The sequence below is a fragment of the Croceibacterium selenioxidans genome (genome assembly GCF_018599195.1).
In the GTDB taxonomy this organism is placed as follows: Bacteria; Pseudomonadota; Alphaproteobacteria; order Sphingomonadales; family Sphingomonadaceae; genus Croceibacterium_A; species Croceibacterium_A selenioxidans.
This window is the reverse complement of sequence record NZ_JAHFVK010000002.1, coordinates 393,267-410,833: the sequence shown is the minus strand read 5'-3', so window position 1 is coordinate 410,833 and position 17,567 is coordinate 393,267. Positions and strand designations below refer to the sequence as shown.

21 protein-coding genes and 1 tRNA gene are annotated in these 17,567 nt (G+C 65.0%); 12 read left to right on the top strand and 10 right to left on the bottom strand.

All coding sequences use genetic code 11. The annotated features are described in order from the left end of the window. Window position 1 precedes the first annotated feature (1 nt). Window positions 2-625 carry a MarC family protein gene (locus KK137_RS10750; RefSeq protein WP_214536432.1) on the top strand — a complete coding sequence of 208 codons (624 nt, stop codon included), beginning with the start codon at window positions 2-4 and terminating at the stop codon, window positions 623-625. A 27-nt stretch (window positions 626-652) separates the two neighbouring features. Here KK137_RS10750 and KK137_RS10745 read toward each other — a convergent pair whose 3' ends face one another. After that, complete coding sequence (locus tag KK137_RS10745; protein WP_338028111.1) at window positions 653-1,258, bottom strand: LON peptidase substrate-binding domain-containing protein; 606 nt, start codon at window positions 1,256-1,258, stop codon at window positions 653-655. Between the two features lie 14 nt (window positions 1,259-1,272). Then, window positions 1,273-2,175 (bottom strand): tetratricopeptide repeat protein, encoded by a 903-nt coding sequence (locus KK137_RS10740; protein WP_214537473.1) that lies wholly within the window; start codon window positions 2,173-2,175, stop codon window positions 1,273-1,275. 182 nt (window positions 2,176-2,357) lie between these two features. Between KK137_RS10740 and KK137_RS10735 the strand changes: the two genes are divergently transcribed. Together KK137_RS10735 and KK137_RS10730 are read left to right on the top strand one after the other, a co-directional pair. Continuing rightward, a tRNA-Gly gene (locus KK137_RS10735) sits at window positions 2,358-2,432 on the top strand. A gap of 161 nt (window positions 2,433-2,593) precedes the next feature. Continuing rightward, window positions 2,594-3,391: an SDR family NAD(P)-dependent oxidoreductase gene (locus KK137_RS10730; RefSeq protein ID WP_214536430.1), complete on the top strand. Its 798-nt coding sequence runs from the start codon at window positions 2,594-2,596 to the stop codon at window positions 3,389-3,391. 30 nt (window positions 3,392-3,421) lie between these two features. Here KK137_RS10730 and pyk read toward each other — a convergent pair whose 3' ends face one another. Further along, window positions 3,422-4,876, bottom strand: coding sequence for a pyruvate kinase (gene pyk / locus KK137_RS10725; RefSeq protein ID WP_214536429.1), 1,455 nt, complete (start codon window positions 4,874-4,876; stop codon window positions 3,422-3,424). 46 nt (window positions 4,877-4,922) lie between these two features. On the opposite strand from pyk, the gene KK137_RS10720 reads away from it, so the two are divergent. From KK137_RS10720 to KK137_RS10690, 7 genes are all read left to right on the top strand, one after another. Beyond that, on the top strand, window positions 4,923-5,234 hold the full coding sequence (locus tag KK137_RS10720) for a DUF1244 domain-containing protein (RefSeq protein ID WP_214536428.1): 312 nt from the start codon (window positions 4,923-4,925) through the stop codon (window positions 5,232-5,234). 86 nt (window positions 5,235-5,320) lie between these two features. After that, the gene (locus KK137_RS10715; protein ID WP_214536427.1) at window positions 5,321-5,557 is read left to right on the top strand and encodes a DUF2312 domain-containing protein; all 237 of its coding nucleotides are present in this window, start codon (window positions 5,321-5,323) and stop codon (window positions 5,555-5,557) included. Window positions 5,558-5,595: 38 nt separating this feature from the next. Then, window positions 5,596-6,090 carry an arsinothricin resistance N-acetyltransferase ArsN1 family B gene (locus KK137_RS10710; RefSeq protein WP_214536426.1) on the top strand — a complete coding sequence of 165 codons (495 nt, stop codon included), beginning with the start codon at window positions 5,596-5,598 and terminating at the stop codon, window positions 6,088-6,090. Window positions 6,091-6,145: 55 nt separating this feature from the next. Further along, window positions 6,146-6,889 carry a YebC/PmpR family DNA-binding transcriptional regulator gene (locus KK137_RS10705; protein ID WP_214536425.1) on the top strand — a complete coding sequence of 248 codons (744 nt, stop codon included), beginning with the start codon at window positions 6,146-6,148 and terminating at the stop codon, window positions 6,887-6,889. Between the two features lie 97 nt (window positions 6,890-6,986). After that, window positions 6,987-7,457 carry a crossover junction endodeoxyribonuclease RuvC gene (ruvC, locus tag KK137_RS10700; protein ID WP_214536424.1) on the top strand — a complete coding sequence of 157 codons (471 nt, stop codon included), beginning with the start codon at window positions 6,987-6,989 and terminating at the stop codon, window positions 7,455-7,457. Then, entirely contained in the window at window positions 7,457-7,765 is a 309-nt protein-coding gene (locus tag KK137_RS10695) for an antibiotic biosynthesis monooxygenase family protein (protein WP_214536423.1), read from the top strand. The genes ruvC and KK137_RS10695 overlap by 1 nt, the downstream gene beginning before the upstream one ends. A 2-nt stretch (window positions 7,766-7,767) precedes the next feature. Then, window positions 7,768-8,115, top strand: coding sequence for an arsenate reductase (locus KK137_RS10690; protein WP_214536422.1), 348 nt, complete (start codon window positions 7,768-7,770; stop codon window positions 8,113-8,115). Here the strand turns inward: KK137_RS10690 and KK137_RS10685 are convergent. The 4 genes from KK137_RS10685 to ubiG form a co-directional block, all read right to left on the bottom strand. Then, the gene (locus tag KK137_RS10685) at window positions 8,112-8,453 is read right to left on the bottom strand and encodes a GatB/YqeY domain-containing protein (protein WP_214536421.1); all 342 of its coding nucleotides are present in this window, start codon (window positions 8,451-8,453) and stop codon (window positions 8,112-8,114) included. The genes KK137_RS10690 and KK137_RS10685 overlap by 4 nt on opposite strands. Window positions 8,454-8,457: 4 nt before the next feature. Continuing rightward, on the bottom strand, window positions 8,458-9,348 hold the full coding sequence (locus tag KK137_RS10680) for a bestrophin family protein (RefSeq protein WP_214536420.1): 891 nt from the start codon (window positions 9,346-9,348) through the stop codon (window positions 8,458-8,460). An 81-nt stretch (window positions 9,349-9,429) separates the two neighbouring features. Next, window positions 9,430-10,683: a Xaa-Pro dipeptidase gene (locus KK137_RS10675; protein WP_214536419.1), complete on the bottom strand. Its 1,254-nt coding sequence runs from the start codon at window positions 10,681-10,683 to the stop codon at window positions 9,430-9,432. An 18-nt stretch (window positions 10,684-10,701) separates the two neighbouring features. Next, the gene (gene ubiG, locus KK137_RS10670; RefSeq protein ID WP_214536418.1) at window positions 10,702-11,439 is read right to left on the bottom strand and encodes a bifunctional 2-polyprenyl-6-hydroxyphenol methylase/3-demethylubiquinol 3-O-methyltransferase UbiG; all 738 of its coding nucleotides are present in this window, start codon (window positions 11,437-11,439) and stop codon (window positions 10,702-10,704) included. Window positions 11,440-11,490: 51 nt separating this feature from the next. On the opposite strand from ubiG, the gene KK137_RS10665 reads away from it, so the two are divergent. Continuing rightward, window positions 11,491-12,759, top strand: coding sequence for an aspartate kinase (locus KK137_RS10665; protein ID WP_338028047.1), 1,269 nt, complete (start codon window positions 11,491-11,493; stop codon window positions 12,757-12,759). 40 nt (window positions 12,760-12,799) lie between these two features. Here KK137_RS10665 and KK137_RS10660 read toward each other — a convergent pair whose 3' ends face one another. Together KK137_RS10660 and katG are read right to left on the bottom strand one after the other, a co-directional pair. Continuing rightward, complete coding sequence (locus KK137_RS10660) at window positions 12,800-13,195, bottom strand: cupin domain-containing protein (protein WP_214536417.1); 396 nt, start codon at window positions 13,193-13,195, stop codon at window positions 12,800-12,802. Window positions 13,196-13,307: 112 nt separating this feature from the next. After that, on the bottom strand, window positions 13,308-15,491 hold the full coding sequence (gene katG / locus KK137_RS10655) for a catalase/peroxidase HPI (protein ID WP_214536416.1): 2,184 nt from the start codon (window positions 15,489-15,491) through the stop codon (window positions 13,308-13,310). Window positions 15,492-15,793: 302 nt separating this feature from the next. On the opposite strand from katG, the gene KK137_RS10650 reads away from it, so the two are divergent. After that, window positions 15,794-16,804 (top strand): NAD(P)H-dependent flavin oxidoreductase, encoded by a 1,011-nt coding sequence (locus tag KK137_RS10650; protein WP_214536415.1) that lies wholly within the window; start codon window positions 15,794-15,796, stop codon window positions 16,802-16,804. A gap of 39 nt (window positions 16,805-16,843) precedes the next feature. Here KK137_RS10650 and KK137_RS10645 read toward each other — a convergent pair whose 3' ends face one another. Then, window positions 16,844-17,554 carry an alpha/beta fold hydrolase gene (locus tag KK137_RS10645; protein WP_214536414.1) on the bottom strand — a complete coding sequence of 237 codons (711 nt, stop codon included), beginning with the start codon at window positions 17,552-17,554 and terminating at the stop codon, window positions 16,844-16,846. Between the last annotated feature and the right edge of the window lie 13 nt (window positions 17,555-17,567).

Sequence of the window (17,567 nt, the reverse complement as noted above, 5' to 3'; positions counted from 1 at the left end):
CATGATCGAGCTATTTCTCTCTGCTTTCGTTACCTTGTTCGTGGTGCTCGACCCGCCGGGTTGCGCGCCGATCTATGCCGCGCTGACCACCGGGGCGAGCCCGGCGCAGAAGCGCTCGATGGCGATGCGCGCCTGCCTGATTGCCGGCGTGATCCTGGTGATCTTCGCGCTGTTCGGTCAGGACCTGCTCGGTGCGTTGCATATAGAGCTCGACGCCTTCCGCGCCGCGGGCGGGGTCATGCTGTTCCTGATCGCGCTCGACATGGTGTTCGAGAAGCGCACCCAACGCCGGGAGGCTCGTGCGGAGAAGATTCGCGAGACGCCCGAGATCGAGGACGTCGCGGTGTTCCCGATGGCCATGCCGATGCTCGCCGGCCCGGGCGCGATTGCTTCGATCATGCTGCTCACCAGCACCGCGCAGGGCGTGCAGGGTACGCTCGTCGTGCTGGCGGCCCTGGTTTCGGTGCTGGTTCTCGTGTTGCTCGCGCTGCTGGCGGCGAGCCCGCTGATGCGGTTGGTCGGGGCGCAAGTCGAGGCGGTGATCACGCGGTTGCTCGGTGTGCTGTTGGCGGCGCTGGCAGCGCAGTATGTGATCGACGGTGTAAGGGGCAGCTTCGGGCTCTAGATCCTCCCGAGACATGCTCGAGGAGGGTTACTGCAGGGTCACCTGGCTCTCATCGGGATCGCTGCGGCCGAAGAATTGCATCAGCTGGACCAGCAGCTCGCAGCGCTCGCGCAAGTCTCCCGCCTCCAGCAGGGCTTGCTTGGCGGCGAGATCGAACGGCGCAATCTGGCTGACGCCGTTGATCAGCAGGACATCATCGAGCCGCTCGACCGAATCCCAATCGACGCTGTAGCCCTGCCGGTCGGCGAAATCGCGCGCCTCGCGCTCGAAACTGGCGCGTTCGGCGCTGCTCAGGACTTCGTCATCGGTCTCGTGAATGAGTTCGGCTTCGATCTGACGGAACGGTGTCGCCGCGTCGATCTCGCGCAGCATGCGGAACCGGGATTCACCTTCGAGGACGATATTGTAGCGCCCGTCGTCCAGCGCCTCGACCTCGCCGATCTTGCCAACGCATCCGATCGCGAACAGCGGTGCGCCTTCTTCAGCACTCTGCGGCTGAATCATCGCTATGCGGCGATCTTTGGCCAGAGCCGACCCGACGAGGGCGCGGTAACGGGGCTCGAAAATGTGCAACGGCAGCTGCAATCCCGGGAACAGGATCGCGCCAGGCAAGGGGAAGATGGGGAGCCGGATCGCTGCCACAGTCCTTACCCGAACAACAGCAGCGACAGGCGGCGACGCTGCGCTGCGACCCAGGCGTCCTCCAGCCCGACGGCTTCGAATATCTGCAGCAACTTGGCCTTGGCGGCGCCTTCGTTCCATTCGGGGTCGGTGCGAATCATCTGCAGCAGCGACTCTGCCGCCTCGTCCCGCTGACCGGCGGCGAAGGCGGCCTGAGCGAAGGCAAATTGCGCTTCCATGTCGGCTGGCCGCTCGGCCGCCGCAGCGCGCAGGGCCTGAAGCTCGCCAGTGTCGACTCCGTTTCCGGCCAGTTCCAGCGCGCTGGCGGCCTGGGCGATCAGCGGATCGTTGCGCAGAGTTTCGGGAATGGCGTCCAGCGCGGCCTGAGCCTCTGCCGTCTGTCCGATCGCGAGCAGCGAGCGGACGAGGCCGGAGATCACGGCGGGGTTGTCTGGCGCCATATCGGCGATTTGCGCGAAGATCGACACGGCGCGCTCGCCATCGCCTTCGGCGAGGACTTGCTCGCCCATCGCGATCAAAGGTTCGATTTCGGCGAGCTTCTCGGTCTCGCCATTCTGCACCGGTAGTTTTTCGAGCAACTGGTCGAGCATCTGCTTGAGCTGCGATTCGGTCCGTGCGGGAGTCAGATCGGCGATCGGCTGGCCCTGGAAGATCGCATAGACCGTCGGGATCGAGCGCACCTGGAACTGCGCCGCAATGAACTGTTCTTCATCGACGTTGAGCTTGGCCAGAATCACGCCCTTGTCGGCGTATTCGGCGGCGACCTTTTCCAGAACCGGCGCCAGCGCCTTGCACGGCCCGCACCACTCAGCCCAGAAATCGAGAATCACGAGCTTGTTGCGTGAAGGATCGACGACGTCCTGCCGAAACCGCTCGACCGCCTTCTGCTCGTCCAGGTTGAGGCCCATGCTTGCCACGTTCTAATCCCTCTCAGTGCTCTGTGCGTACGCCTGCCGGCGTTCAATGTGGCCCTTGCGAGGGAATTTTGAAGGGCGCAAGCAAAGAGGCGAGATTGCGCTTGCGGGGCACGAGACCCTTTGCTAACCGCGCGCCTCCCACCGGGACGCAGTGATGTTCCGGACGCCAGTGAGCGGGCGTAGCTCAGGGGTAGAGCACAACCTTGCCAAGGTTGGGGTCGAGGGTTCGAATCCCTTCGCCCGCTCCATTAGCGTTCCAGGGGCAACCCTCGAATGTCCAGTCGGCTCTCCGCGCGACAGCGCCGAGAGCGCAGGCTCCAATCCTTTCTTCCTCCATCTCTCCCTTGATCGAGTATATCGACACCCGCCTCGCGGGGAGTTAGCCCTTGCGCAAAAGCAAGGAGAGGAAATGGGGATTCTCGAAGGTCAGGTGGCTCTGGTGACCGGCGCCGGGCGCGGGTTCGGGCGGGCTATCGCGGAGCGCTTGGCTCAGGAGGGCGCTTCGGTGGCGCTCCTTTCGCGCTCCTTGGCGGAACTCGACGAAGTGGCCGACGCGATCCGCAAGGCCGGGGGCACCGCTCTGGCGGTGCGGTGCGATGTCACGGATGTCCATGCGATCGAGGTCGCCGCGGCCAAGGTCAAGGACCTGCTCGGTCCCGTCGACCTGCTGGTCAACAACGCTGGCGTTCCCGGACCGTTCGGACCGATCTGGCATGTCGATCCCGACGATTGGTGGCGCGCTCAGGCAATTCATATTCGGGCGCCGATGCTCTTTATGCATGAGGTGCTGCCGGGGATGGTCGAGAGGAACAGGGGCCGGGTGATCTGCGTCTCCGCAATTGCCAGCCGGATCGTCGCACCGAATCTCTCTGCCTATTGTACGGGGAAGATCGCGCAGAATCGGCTGGTTGCAGAGGCGGCGGCGGAATTGGCCGAAACCAAGGTCGCGGTCTTTGCCATCGATCCGGGCTTTGCCGCGACGCAGCTCGCGCGCGACACGGCCGCCGACCCGGACGCGCGGCGGTATTTCAAACCGCTGATCGAACGGATCGAAATGCACCCGCATGCCTACGGCGAGGATCCCGACTTGGCGCGCTGCGCGCAGCGCTGCCTCGACCTGGCTTCGGGCCGCTACGATGCGCTGTCAGGCGGATACTTCGAGCTGCCGGACGACCTCGACGCCAAGCTGGCGGAAAAGGCGGCTTAGGCCCTCTTCCCTTGAGAGAGGGGATAAGGCTCAGTTCGCGTGGTTGTTCAACTCGTCACCCGCGAGCGTCACTACGTGCAGCAGGTTGGTTGCGCCACTGACGCCGAAGGGCACGCCGGCCATCACCACCAGCTTGCTGCCCGCGCCGCCGAAACCGTGCCGCAGGGCCATGCGCTTGCCCTTGGCGATCATCTCTTCAAAGCTGCCGATCTCGCGGATCGTCACCGCGTGGGCTCCCCACAGCAGCGCCATCTTGCGGGCGACCGCCGAGTTGGGGGTGAGCACCATCAGCGGCACCGAAGGCCGCTCGCGCGCCACTCTGCGCGCTGACGAACCGGTCGAGGTGAACACGGTGATCGCGTTGATCGCGACCGTGTCGGCAATGGTCATGCAAGCGTGGGCCAGCGCATCTGCCGTCGTCGGATCGGGTTGCGTATCGAGCAGGCGCACGCGCTGACGATAGGCGTCGTCGCGTTCGACCTGCCGCGCGATCGAATCCATCATCATGACCGCTTCCTCGGGCCACTGGCCCGCGGCCGTTTCTGCCGAGAGCATGACCGCGTCCGCGCCATCGTATACCGCGTTCGCGACGTCGGAGACTTCGGCGCGCGTCGGAGCGGGGCTCTCGATCATCGATTCGAGCATCTGCGTCGCGACGATGACCGGCTTGCCGGTGAGGCGAGTAGCGTTGACGATCTTTTTCTGCAGTGGGGGCACTTCTTCGGGATTGAGTTCGACGCCCAAATCCCCGCGCGCCACCATCACGCCGTCGGCCAGTTCGATGATCTCGTTGAGGCGGCGGATCGCCTGCGGCTTTTCGATCTTGGCGCAGAGTGCGGCCTTACCGTCCATCAGCTTGCGTGCTTCGGCGAGATCGTCAGGCCGCTGGACGAAGCTTAGCGCGATCCAGTCCGCCCCCTGCTCGATTGCGAAAGCGAGATCACGCCGGTCCTTGTCGGTCAGCGCGGGGATCGGCACTTCCGCATCGGGCACGTTGACGCCCTTGCGGTCGGAAATGACCCCACCGACTTCGGCGGTGCAGACGATCTTGTCGACGGTGGCCTCGGTCACCCGCAGGCGGATCTTGCCGTCGTTGATCAGCAGCCGGTGGCCCGGCTCGAGCAGGCCGAAAAGCTCCTTGTGCGGCAGGCACACGCGGGTGCCGTCACCCGGCGCGGGGTCGCGGTCGAGCGTGAACTTGTGGCCATGCGGTATGATTGCCTGTCCGCCGGCAAACGCTCCGACCCGGAGCTTCGGACCCTGCAAGTCGCACAGCACCGCGATCGGACGGTTGAACTCCTTCTCGAGCGCACGGATCGCCGTGATGGTTTCGGCGTGCCCTTCATGCTCCCCGTGGCTGAGATTGACCCGGAAGGCGTCGACGCCGGCCTTGAACAGGCGACGGAGCATGTCGGGGTCGCGGCTGGCGGGCCCCACGGTGGCGAGAATCTTGACCTTGCGGCCGCGTGGTTCGAACTTTGTCATGCAGCCGCGCGTATGGCAGAGCCGTACGACAACACAAGGACATGAAATGCCCGAAAGTACCGATCCGCTCGATCAATTGCCCGATGACGTCGCCGCCGCGGCCTTTCGCCGGTTGGTGCGGCATCTTCGCCACCGTCACGACGCGGAGAACATCGAGCTCATGGGCCTCGCTGGATTCTGCCGCAACTGCCTCGCCGACTGGATTCGCGATGGTGGGTACGAAGGCGACAAAGGTTCCGCGCGCGAGCTGATCCACGGCATGCCGATGGACGAATGGAAAGATCGCTTCCAGTCCGAGGCGACGCCCGAACAGATCGCGCGTATGGAAGCCAGTCTGGCGCGCAACCAGGGGACCTGACGGAAAAGTTATCCACCCGGTTCACCGCCGCGTTCCCGCTCGCTATCGAACCGTGAACTGATTCTCACACACCGGAGTTATTTAAGATGGCCGAAGCCGCCGACGACCGCCTGCGCCTCCTGATCGAACGCGTCGAGCGTCTCGAGGAAGAGAAGAAGGGCATCGCCGACGATATCCGCGACGTCTACATGGAGGCCAAGGCGGTCGGCTACGACGCCAAGATCATGCGCCAGATCGTGCGCCTGCGTAAGATGAAGCCGGACGACCGAGCCGAGATGGAAGCGATCCTCGACACTTATAAGGCGGCGCTCGGTCTCGGCTGAGGCTCGCGGGCGGGGGCGTTTCGGGCTAAGGCACCCTGGTGCTGACGCAGATCCGCCCCGCCGATCCCAGCCTTGACGCCGCGGCTTGCGCGGCGATTTACGCGCCGTATGTGGCTGACAGCTGGGTCAGCTTCGAGATCGATCCGCCCGATGCGCGGGAGATGGCGCGGCGGATGACGGACTATGGCGACAGCCACTCCTGGATAGTGGCGGAGATCGAAGGCAGCCTCGCCGGTTATGCCTATGGCTCGCCGCATCGCAGCCGGGCTGCTTATGCCAGCTCTTGCGACGTCGCGGTCTACGTCGATCCGACCCATGCCAGGCAGGGGATTGGCCGCGCGCTCTACGCCGAGCTGTTCCCTTTGCTGGCCGGCAGGGGCTGCCACGCGGCGTTTGCGGGAATCGCCCTGCCGAACGAGGCGAGTGTCGGCTTGCACGAGACGATGGGCTTCACGCCTGTCGGCATTTATCGCGAGGTCGGATGGAAGCTCGGCGGCTGGCGCGATGTTGGCTGGTGGCAGCGGTTGCTCTGAGGCTTGCGGCCGGTGTAAGGCGCCGCATCGATTCAGCCACGAGAAAAAACCACCCATGGCCGGCCATTCCAAATTCAAGAACATCATGCACCGCAAGGGTGCGCAGGATAAGAAGCGCTCCGCGGCTTTTTCCAAGCTCTCGCGAGAGATCACCGTCGCGGCGAAATCGGGCATGCCCGATCCCGACATGAACCCGCGCCTGCGCCTGGCGGTGAACAACGCCCGCGCGGCCTCGATGCCCAAGGATAATATCCAGCGCGCGATCGACAAGGCGAGCGCCAACGAAGGCGATGACTACGAAGAGATCCGCTACGAAGGCTACGGCCCGGGCGGCGTCGCGCTGATTGTCGAGGCCTTGACCGACAACCGCAATCGCACCGCCACCAATGTCCGCACGGCGTTCTCGAAGAACGGCGGCAACATGGCCGCGACCGGCGCCGTGAGCCACGGGTTCGAGCGCATGGGCATGATCGAGTACCCCGCGAGCGTCGGCGGCGAGGAAAAGGTCCTTGAGGCCGCGATCGAGGCGGGCGCCGACGACGTCGAAAGCGACGAGGACGGCCACACGATCTGGACCGGGATGGATGGTATGCACGAGGTCGCCAAGGCGCTCGAAGCCGCGCTGGGCCAGGCCGAAAGCGTGAAGCTGGCGTGGAAGCCCAACCTCACTGTCGACGTTGGCGAAGGCGATGCGCAGACCCTGATGAAGCTGGTCGATGCGCTCGAGGACGATGACGACGTGCAGACCGTGTGGGGCAACTACGAGGTCTCCGACGAGGTGATGGAGAAGCTCTCCTGATCCCTCTCCCCTCCCGCCTGCGGGAGGGGCTGGGGGTGGGCCTGTCGAAAGCTCGCACCCACCCCCCGGCCCCCTCCCGCAAGCGGGAGGGGGAGACATGCTGATCCTGGGCCTCGATCCCTCGCTGTCATGCACCGGCTGGGGGATCGTACGCAGCGACGGTGCGAGGCTTAGCCATGTGGCGCATGGTCAGGTTCCGACCGACCCCAAGGCCCCGATGGCCGAGCGCCTGCATCACTTGCACGATGCCATCGCCGCGGTGATCGGCGCGCATTCGCCCGACCGGGCGGCGGTCGAGGAAGTGTTCGTCAACAAGAACCCGCAATCGACGCTCAAGCTGGCCCAGGCGCGAGGGGCGGTGCTAGCGGCCTGCGGACAAGCCTCTCTGCCGGTCAGCGAACACGCGGCGCGGCTGGTCAAGAAGGCGGTGGTTGGCACTGGCGCAGCGGAGAAGCAGCAGGTCCAGGCCATGCTCAAGATCCTGCTGCCGGGAGTGAAGATCGAAGGCGCAGACGCCGCCGACGCGCTCGCCGTCGCCATTGCCGACGCGCATTTGGGAGGTCGTTGATGTTCCTCGTCGTATTTCGAAACCGCAAGCGCGCCGACATCGACTACGCCGCCTACGAGGCCGACGCCGAGCGGATGCTGCAACTGGCGCAGGCCCAGCCGGGCTACGTTTCCTTCAAAAGCTACGTCGCTGACGACGGCGAGGTGATTGCGATGTCGGAATGGGCCGACGAAGCTGCCGCCCGCGACTGGCGGCGGCAGGTCGAACATCTCGAAGTCCAGGGCCGCGGCCGCAACGAATACTACGAAAGTTACACCCTGTTCGCCTGCGATAACCCGCGCATTCACGAATTCCAGCACAAGGCCTAGCAATGAGCATCGAGTTCTACGGGATCCCCAACTGCGACACCGTCAAGAAGGCGCGCGTCTGGCTCGACGCGCAGGGGATCGCCTACACCTTTCACGACTACAAGAAGGAAGGCGCCGATCCCGCCAGGTTGGCAAAGTGGGTCGAACAGGCGGGCTGGGAGAAAGTGCTCAACCGTGCTGGGACCACTTTCAAGAAGCTGCCCGAGAGCGATAAGCAAGACCTCGATGCCGCCAAGGCGGTGGCGCTGATGACGGCCAACCCGAGCTGCATCAAGCGGCCGGTGGTCGAGTATCCGGGCGGCTTGTTGATTGGCTTCAAGGAAGCCGATTGGGCGGCGGCGCTGGGTTAGTCCAGATAACGGGCAATCAGGTCGGCTTCGTTGCGCAAGCGCTTGGCCGGCTCATCTTGCCCGTGCCGTTCATAGTCCTCGGCCGCGCCAAGGCGCTCTTGTCGCTCCTTCGTGAGGATCACCTGCGTCGCGGAAGCGTCGAGCTCCAGCCGGGCGACCTCGCCGCTTGGGTCGCCGAACGCGCGTGAGCTGGTGTTGTCCTGCAAGCCGGGCACAGCCTCGGCGTTGTCGAGCGCTGCGATCAGCACGCGCAGCAACTTGGCCTCATCGGAGGCACGTGCTTGCATCGCCAGCTTCAGATCCGCGCGGAGGCGGTGCTTCAGGTCGGTCGCGTTCATCGTCTCAGCTCAGGTAGAACTCTTTGGCCTCCAGCGGCTGCGGTGCCTTTTCGCCCAAGTGCGGGGCGAGGCTGATCTCCACCAGGCGGCAGATTGCGTCGAGCGGTAGGGCATTGGGCGTGGTGCCGAAGGGGTGGCTCAAGTCTTCGGTCACTTCGGCGAGGCCGAGGAAGACATAGGCGACGATGCCGACGAACAGCGGCGTCATCCAACCCGCAGGACCGACCAGCGCCAGCGGAAACAGCAGGCAATAGAGGTAGGTCGTGCGGTAGATCAGCAGCGAATAGACGTAAGGCAACGGCGTGGTGGCGATGCGCTCGCAGGCGGTTTGTTGCTGCGTGATGCTGCCCAGCCGCTCCTGCAGGGCCTTGGCGCCAAAGCCATCGACCTGAGCGGCGCGATAGGCCCAGGCGGCTTCCTCCGCGATCGCGTCCAGCGCGGCGTTGGGCGGGTGGGGCGCGTTGGCCAGGGCGCCGCCCAAGGCCTTCGCCTGCGGGTCGTTGGGCAGCTGGCGCAAGTTGGCGCGGTGCAGGTGGATAAAGGCCAGCGAGAGCCGGATCATCTTCTCCTGGCTCGCCCGATCGCTGACGAACAGCTGCACTTCGCGCGCGAAGCTGCGCAAGTCCGCCAAGAGACCGCCGAGCAGCTTGCGGGCTTCCCACCAGCGGTCATAGGCGGCGTTATTGCGGAAACCGAGGAACAGCGAGAGCGCGATACCGAACACGGTGAAGCCGATCGCGTCGATTTCGGGAAAGGTCGGGAGAGTGTTGTGCAGCAGGACCATCACCGCCGAAAATACCATCAGCACGGCGATGCGCGGGGCGATTGCGGGAACGATTGAGCCGCGGACGGCGAAGGCAAGTTCGAGCTTGGTGGGTTTGTCACGGACGATCATGGTGGACGGCCTTTAGGGGCGGATTGGCCGATAGGGGAAGGCCTGTTTTCCCCTCCCCTTGCGGGAGGGGAGCTAAGGCTATCAATCGACGAGCTTGCCGCCTTTCACCACGGCCGAGACGTTGGTCAGCACTGTGACGTCCGCCAGGGGATCGCCGTCGACCGCCACCAGGTCCGCCCAGGCACCGGGCGCCAGCGTGCCCACTTCACCCTTCTGGCCCAGGGCATCGGCGGCGTTGAGAGTCGCGGCGCGGATCGCTTCGAGCGGGGTCATGCCGTAATCGACCATGATCCGAAACTGCCCCGCTGCACTCTCGTGCGGCATCACTCCGGCATCGGTCCCGAAGAGCATCTTTACCCCCGCCTGGTGCGCCCGGCGGAAGTTGTCGCGCTGGATCTGCGCGACCTGACGATCCTTGGCGAGGTTCTCTTCAAGCACGCCGTTCCGCTGGCCCTCGGCCTGGGTGTACTCGGTGTTAAAGATATCCATAGTGAGCCAGGTGCCGTGCTGCAGGGCGAGACGAATGCCCTCGTCATCGATCAGGCTGGCGTGCTCGATCGTATCGATCCCCGCGCGGATAGCGGCCTTGATCCCGGCGGCGCCATGGGCGTGGGCGGCGACCCGCAGGCCCCAGAAGTGCGCTTCGTCGGCGATGGCGCGCAGCTCTTCCTCGGTGAGCTGTTGCTGGCCGGGTTCGGTATTGCGCGAGAACACACCGCCGGTGGCGCAGACCTTGATCACTTCGGCCCCATACTTGCGCTGCTCACGCACGTGGGCGCGCAGCTCTTCCGGACCGTCGCCCGCGCCAGGGCTCTTGGCGTGGAAGCTCGGCGGCAGGTAGGTCTCGTCGCAATGACCGCCGGTCGCGCCGAGCGCGTAGCCCGCGTTGACGATGCGCGGACCGGGCACCCAGCCTTCACCGATCGCCTGGTCGAGCCCGGCGATGTTGTAGTCTTCGTCCCCCACGTTGCGAACCGTGGTGAAGCCCGCATGCAGCATGCGGCGTGCGTTCTCTACCGCGAGCACGGTCCAGAACCGGTCGGTGAATTGCAGCGCGTTGTAGCCACCGTACTCAGGCCGCCCGTCGAGGTGCACGTGCATGTCGATGAGGCCGGGGAGGATGGTCTTGCCCGGAAGGTCGATCACCGTGGCGCCCGCCGGCGCGGGGCCGCTGGCGATTTCCGCGACTCTTCCGTCCTCAATCCGGATCAGGGGCGCTTCGACATAGCGGCCACGCTCGACGTCGAGCAGGCGTCCTGCGCTGACGTAGACGGTCTCTGCCTGGGCGGCACTGGCCAGGCCTAGGGCGGTCAGCCCAGCTATCAGGTAACGCATGCTGGAAAGCCCCCCGGTTTATGCCCTCGTAGCGGTGACGATATAGTTGAGTGAGAGATCGGTCGAGAGGTGCAGCCCCTTCAACGGCGAAAACGCGATCCCGCGCGGCTCGCTCATCGTGAGGCCGGTTCCGGCGAGCAGTTCGCGCAGGTCTTCGGGCGTGACGAAATCGTCCCAGTGGTGCGTTCCGCGGGGAACCATGCCGACGGCTTCCGCGACGCCGATCAACAGCAGGCGAGATTGCGGCGTGCGGTTCGGGGTCGAAAGAACCATCAGCCCGCCGGGCGCGAGATGGCTGGCAAGAGATCCGATAAAGGCGGCCTTGTCGGCCACGTGTTCGATCACTTCCATCGAGGTGACGAGATCGAACTGGCCGAGGCCAAGGGAGGCGAGTTCGCCCGCCATGTAGCGAATATCGAGCCCCGCACCTTCGCAATGTAGGGCCGCCGCTTCGACATTCTCAGGCGCCGCGTCGACCCCTGTCACGTCCGCGCCGAGCCGGGCGAGCGGTTCGCACAACAGGCCCGCACCGCAACCGACATCGAGCGCGCTCTTGCCCGCCAGCGGCTTCAGGCTGGTCGAATTGCCGTCCCAGTGCCGGTCGATCGCCTCGCGCAGAAAGGCCAGGCGCACCGGGTTGAGGCGATGCAACATGGCCGAGCTGCCCTTGGGGTTCCACCAGTCCTTGGCGAGCGCAGCGAAGTGCGCGGCTTCGTCCGGACGGATGGTTGCATTTGCGACAGTTGCATCAGGCATCGCTCACCCCTAACAGCGCGCGGAACTTGAGACCAGCAGGAGCGCAGATACGTGGCCCGCATTGTGATGAAATTCGGCGGCACCTCTATGGCCGGGACCGAGCGCATCCGCCGCGTGGCCAACATCGTGCGCAAGCAACAGGCCGCCGGACATCAGGTTGCAGTGGTCGTTTCGGCCATGGCCGGTGAGACCGATCGCCTGGTCAACTTCTGCCGCGAGGCGAATCCGCTTTACGATCCGGCCGAATACGACGTCGTCGTCGCCAGCGGCGAGCAGGTGACCAGCGGCCTGCTCGCGCTGACGCTGCAGGCCATGGGCTGCAGGGCGCGTTCCTGGCTTGGCTGGCAACTGCCGATTCACACCGCCGAAGCGCATGCCAAGGCGCGAATCATGGACATTGATGCCGAGACTTTGATCGAGGCCATGGAGGGCGGCGAGGTCGCCGTCATCCCCGGCTTCCAGGGTCTTTCCGCCGAGGGTCGCATCACCACTCTTGGCCGGGGCGGCTCGGACACGTCGGCTGTCGCTGTGGCAGCCGCGCTCAAGGCCGACCGGTGCGACATCTACACCGACGTGGATGGTGTCTACACCACCGACCCGCGCATCGTCGCTCGGGCGCGGAAGCTCAAATACGTCACTTACGAGGAGATGCTCGAGCTGGCCTCTGTCGGCGCGAAAGTGCTGCAGACGCGGTCGGTCAGCCTGGCGATGAAGGAAGGGGTGCGCGTTCAGGTGCTCTCGAGCTTCATCGACGAGGATGCCCCGCCGGCAGACGACCTGCCCGGCACGATGATCGTCTCCGACGATGAAATGGAAGGTTTGCAGATGGAAAGCCAGCTGGTCACCGGCATCGCGCACGACAAGAACGAGGCGAGGGTAGTGCTCACGCGCGTGCCCGACAAGCCGGGCGCCGTGTCGCATATCTTCAGCCCCTTGGCCGAAGCGGCGATCAACGTCGACATGATTATCCAGAATGTCGGCCGCGATAAGGGCGAGACGGACGTGACTTTCACCGTTCCGCAAGCCGACCTCGCCCGCGCCCAGGCCATGCTCGAGGACAAGCGCGAAGCGATCGGTTTCAATCGCATCATCACCGACAGCAAGGTGGCCAAGATTTCGGTCGTCGGCGTCGGCATGCGCAGCCACGCGGGCGTTGCGGCGACCATGTTCCGCGCGCTGGCCGACCGCGGCATCAACGTGCAGGCGATCTCAACCAGCGAGATCAAGATCAGCGTGCTGATCGACGAGGACGAGACCGAGCTGGCCGTCCGTGTGCTGCACACCGCTTACGGCCTCGACGCGGACGAACCTGCGGAATGAGCCAGTCCCCCTCCCGCTTGCGGGAGGGGCGTAAGCGACGCTACTCCGTCGTCTTCCCGTCGAAGTGCTCGTGCGCCTTGTGCGCATCCTCGCAAGTCACGTGCACCGTCTTGTCGATATGCTCGGGCGGACCGTAGATCGTGTAGAGCTTGAGCGGGGTCGACCCGGTCGCCTTGACGTTATGCCGCGCACCTTGTGGCACGATCACCGCATCGTCATCCTTGACCGCGTGGTCGACGCCGTCGATGGAGACGACGCCCTCTCCACTTTCGATGCGAAAGAACTGGTCGCGGTCGTGGTGGACTTCCGCACCGATCTCTTCCCCGGGATTGATCGACATCAGCACGAGCTGGATGTTGTGCCCGGTATAGATAACCCGGCGGAAGTCGGTGTTATCAATCGTCAGCTTCTCGATGTCGTCGACGAACCCCTTCACGCGAAATCTCCTGTCTGGTCGTGCAGGGAATATGCAGCAGGCGCCGGAATGGTTCCGGAAGGGCGGGCCAAACCCCCTCCCGCAAGCGAGAGGGGGACAGAGCGCCTTAGGCTCAGTCGAAGCGGCCCGCGTTCATCACCTTGGTCCAGGCCTTGACGAAATCCTTCACGAACTTCTCCTGGCCACCCTTCTCGGCATAGACCTCGGCGACGGCACGCAGCTCGGAATTGGAGCCGAAGACCAGGTCGGCGCGGGTCGCGCGCCAGGTCTCGTGTCCGCCCGCGCGATCGGTGGCGACGTATTCCTCGTCGTTCGAGCCATCGACCGCCTTCCATACGTTGGTCATGTCGAGGAGGTTGACGAAGAAGTCGTTTGTCAGCTGACCCGACCGCTTGGTGAAGTGGCCATGGCCACGCTCGCCGTGATTGGCGCCGAGAACACGCAGGCCGCCAATCAGTACGGTCATTTCCGGCACCGACAGTCCGAGCAGCGAGGCGCGATCGATCATCATCTCCTCGGTCTTCACTGCCAGCCTCTTGGGCAGGTAGTTGCGGAAAGCATCGGCTTGCGGCTCCATGACCTCGAAGCTTTCAACGTCGGTCTGTTCGGCGGTCGCATCGCCGCGGCCGCCCGTGAAGGGGACCTCGACACTGGAGCCCGCATCGCTGATGGCCTTTTCCAGGCCGACCACGCCGCCAAGCACGATCGCGTCAGCCATCGACAGGCTGCCGCGCAGGCTGTCGAGCGTGCCGAGCACCTTGGCGAGCATTTCGGGCTCGTTGACTTCCCAGTCCTTCTGCGGGGCAAGCCGGACGCGCGCGCCGTTCGCGCCGCCACGGAAGTCCGACTTGCGATAAGTGCTGGCCGAGGCCCAGGCGGTCTTGATCAGCTGGCTGACGGTGAGCCCGCTCGCGGCGATCTTTTCCTTCACCGCCCTGATTTCGACATCCGAAGGCCTCGAACCCGCCGGGACCGGATCCTGCCAGATCAGGTCTTCGGCCGGGACTTCGGGACCGAGATAGCGGGCCTTGGGGCCCATGTCGCGGTGGGTCAGCTTGAACCAGGCCCGGGCGAAGGCGTCCTTGAAGGCCTCGTGATCGTTGCGGAACTTCTCGCTGATCGCGCGGAACTCCGGGTCGATCTTGAGCGCCATGTCGGCCGTGGTCATCATGGTCGGAACCTTGATGTTGGGGTCCCACGCCGCGGGCGCCATGTCCTCCGGCTTCTGGTTCACCGGCTGCCACTGCTGCGCACCGGCGGGCGAGCGGACCAGTTCGTAGTCATAGTCGAGCAGGAGGCGGAAGTAGTTCTCGCTCCACTGCGTGGGGGTGTTGACCCATGAGCCTTCGATGCCGCTGGTTACGGCGTGCTGCCCGATGCCGCCACTCTCGTGACTGCTGACCCAGCCGAAGCCTTGTGCGGCCAGATCGCCACCGGCCGGAGCCGCGCCAAGCAGCGAAGCATCGCCATTGCCGTGTGCCTTGCCGAAGGTGTGGCCGCCCGCCGTGAGCGCCACGGTCTCCTCGTGGTTCATCGCCATGCGGTGGAAGGTTTCCTTGATGTCGCGCGCCGACTGGAGCGGGTCGGGATTGCCGCCAGGGCCTTCCGGATTGACGTAAATGAGTCCCATCTGGATCGCGGCCAGCGGACCTTCGATTTCGTGCAGCTCCTTTTCGGGGTCGATGCGGGTCTGCACGCCTTCGTTGACCCATTTGTCTTCCGAGCCCCAGTAGATGTCGCGTTCCGGCTCGAACACATCGGGACGGCCGCCGCCAAAACCGAAGACCGGGCCGCCCATGCTCTCTATCGCGACATTGCCGGTGAGGATGAACAGGTCGGCCCAGCTGATATTCTTGCCGTACTTCTGCTTGATCGGCCACAGCAGGCGCCGGGCCTTGTCGAGGTTGCCGTTGTCGGGCCAACTGTCGAGCGGGGCGAAGCGCTGCTGCCCGCTGTTGGCGCCGCCGCGACCATCCGCCGTGCGATAAGTCCCCGCCGCGTGCCAGGCCATGCGGATGAAGAACGGGCCGTAGTGACCATAGTCCGCCGGCCACCAGGGCTGGCTGTCGGTCATCAGCGCCGTCAGGTCGGCCTTCAGCGCCTTGTAATCCAGGGCGTTGAACGCTTCGGCATAGTCGAAATCTTCGCCCAGCGGGTTCGACGGCCCGTTGGGGTTAAGGATTTCGGTGGCCAGCATTTCGGGCCACCAGTCCCGGTTGGTGCGGCCGAGCAAGCTGCGTACTCCGCCCGAATGTCCCATCGGGCAACCGTCGATTGAGCCTGTCTTTGCATCCATGATCCGTCTCCTCTGAGTGGCGATTCTTTTGTCGAGGCTAGCTCCGCCTTTGCATCGAGCGAAGCGATTAACTTGCGTCACCGAGTGCGGAAAAAGCGATTAATCGTGGAGCAAGCTTCTCACATCCCCCTCCCGCTTGCGGGAGGGGTTAGGGGTGGGTGGGTGTGCGGCGCAGGCGACGCTTGGCCAGACAGGCCCACCCCCGGCCCATCCCGCGAGCGGGAGGGGAGTTGCCAGCGCCGTCCGGCACCGCGCATTTCACCGCGCTTGCAGCAAAAGCGAACGCCCACTAAGCGGCGCCGATGACTGCCTATCCCAAGACTTCAGCCCTGATGCGCCGTGGATCAGAGTTCCTCGGTAGCGAACATGCCATCTTGTGCGGCGCCATGAGCTGGGTCTCCGAACGCAACCTCGTTTCGGCGATCAGCAACGCGGGCGGGTTCGGGGTAATCGCCTGTGGCGCAATGACGCCCGAGCTGCTCGACGCGGAGATCGCCGCGACCAAGGCGCTCACGGTAAAGCCGTTCGGCGTCAACCTGATTACAATGCACCCGGACCTGTTCGAATTGATCGAGGTCTGCGGCAAGCATTCGGTTGGTCACGTGGTACTCGCCGGGGGCATCCCGCCGAAGGGCAGCGTCGAGGCGATCAAGGCGTTCGGCGCCAAGGTCATCGTGTTCGCGCCGACACTCGCGCTCGCGAAGAAGCTGCTCCGCTCCGGCGGTGACGCGCTGGTGATCGAAGGCATGGAGGCCGGGGGCCACATCGGTCCGGTTGCGACGAGCGTGCTGGCTCAGGAGTTCCTTCCGGAACTCGCCGAAGAGCATGTGGTCTTCGTCGCCGGCGGCATCGGCCGGGGAGAGGCGATGGCGGGCTACCTGGAGATGGGCGCGGTCGGTGTCCAGCTCGGCACCCGTTTTGCCTGCGCGACCGAATCCATCGCGCATCCCGACTTCAAGAAGGCCTTTTTCCGCGCCAACGCCCGTGACGCGGTGGCCAGCGTCCAGATCGATCCGCGCCTGCCGGTCATCCCGGTCCGCGCGCTCAAGAACAAGGGCACCGAAGAGTTCACCGCGAAGCAGCGCGAAGTCGCCAACCTGCTCGACGCGGGCTCGGTCGACATGGGCGAGGCGCAGCTGCTGATCGAACGTTTCTGGGCCGGGGCCCTGCGCCGCGCGGTGATCGATGGCGATGTCGAGAACGGCAGCCTCATGGCGGGCCAGTCCGTCGGCATGGTCAGCAAGGAAGAACCGGTTCCCGAAATCATCGCCTCTCTGATGGCCGAGAGCGAAGCGGCGCTGAACCGGCGATAATTGCCCTCCGCTTCAGGGAGGGCAGCGACGGGCTGGTCGCTAGGAGCGGGCCGGCGCGGGCGCGGGGACGAGCGCCAGATCCAGCAGGATGTCGCGCAGCTGCTCGGGCTGATCGGCCATGACGAAATGGCTCGAATGGCTGTCGTGGTACTCCCAGCCGCCTTCCGCCTGGACCTGATCGCGGAAGCGGCCGAAGGGTGAGGGCTCCCAGTTGCTGGCGAAGATATAGGCCCGGCGGGGGATCTTTTCTTCTTCGCCCGTGAGGCGCACAGCTTCGGTCAGGGTGAGAAGTGGGTGGCGGCCGATCTGGCCAGGCACCGGCTCGAAATCGACCGAACCGATCGGGGCAACCAGACCGGGCGTGTATTTCTGGCTGTCGATGTACCAGTTGTGCTCGTACTCGCCGGTAATGTCCCACAGCGATTGGCCGTCTGCCGGCAGGAACGCATCGATATAGGCGATCGCGTCGATCTTCGACCCGAGCCGGGCGGCCACACCCGTGATGACCATGCCGCCATAGGAATGGCCGGCCAGGATGAAGCGCTTGAAACCCGCGTCCGCGATCTGCTCGCAGACGTCGCTGATATGGTTGGATAGCGTAATGCCCGGATGGAGTTGGGCGGAACGCGTACCCAGGCCGGTGAGAGCCGCAACCAGGACCCGGTGGCCTGCCTCGCGCAGGTCGCCCGCCAATTGCTCATAGCCATGCCCACCGCCCCAGGCGCCGTGGACCAGCACATAGTTCGCCATCGCACGCTCCTCA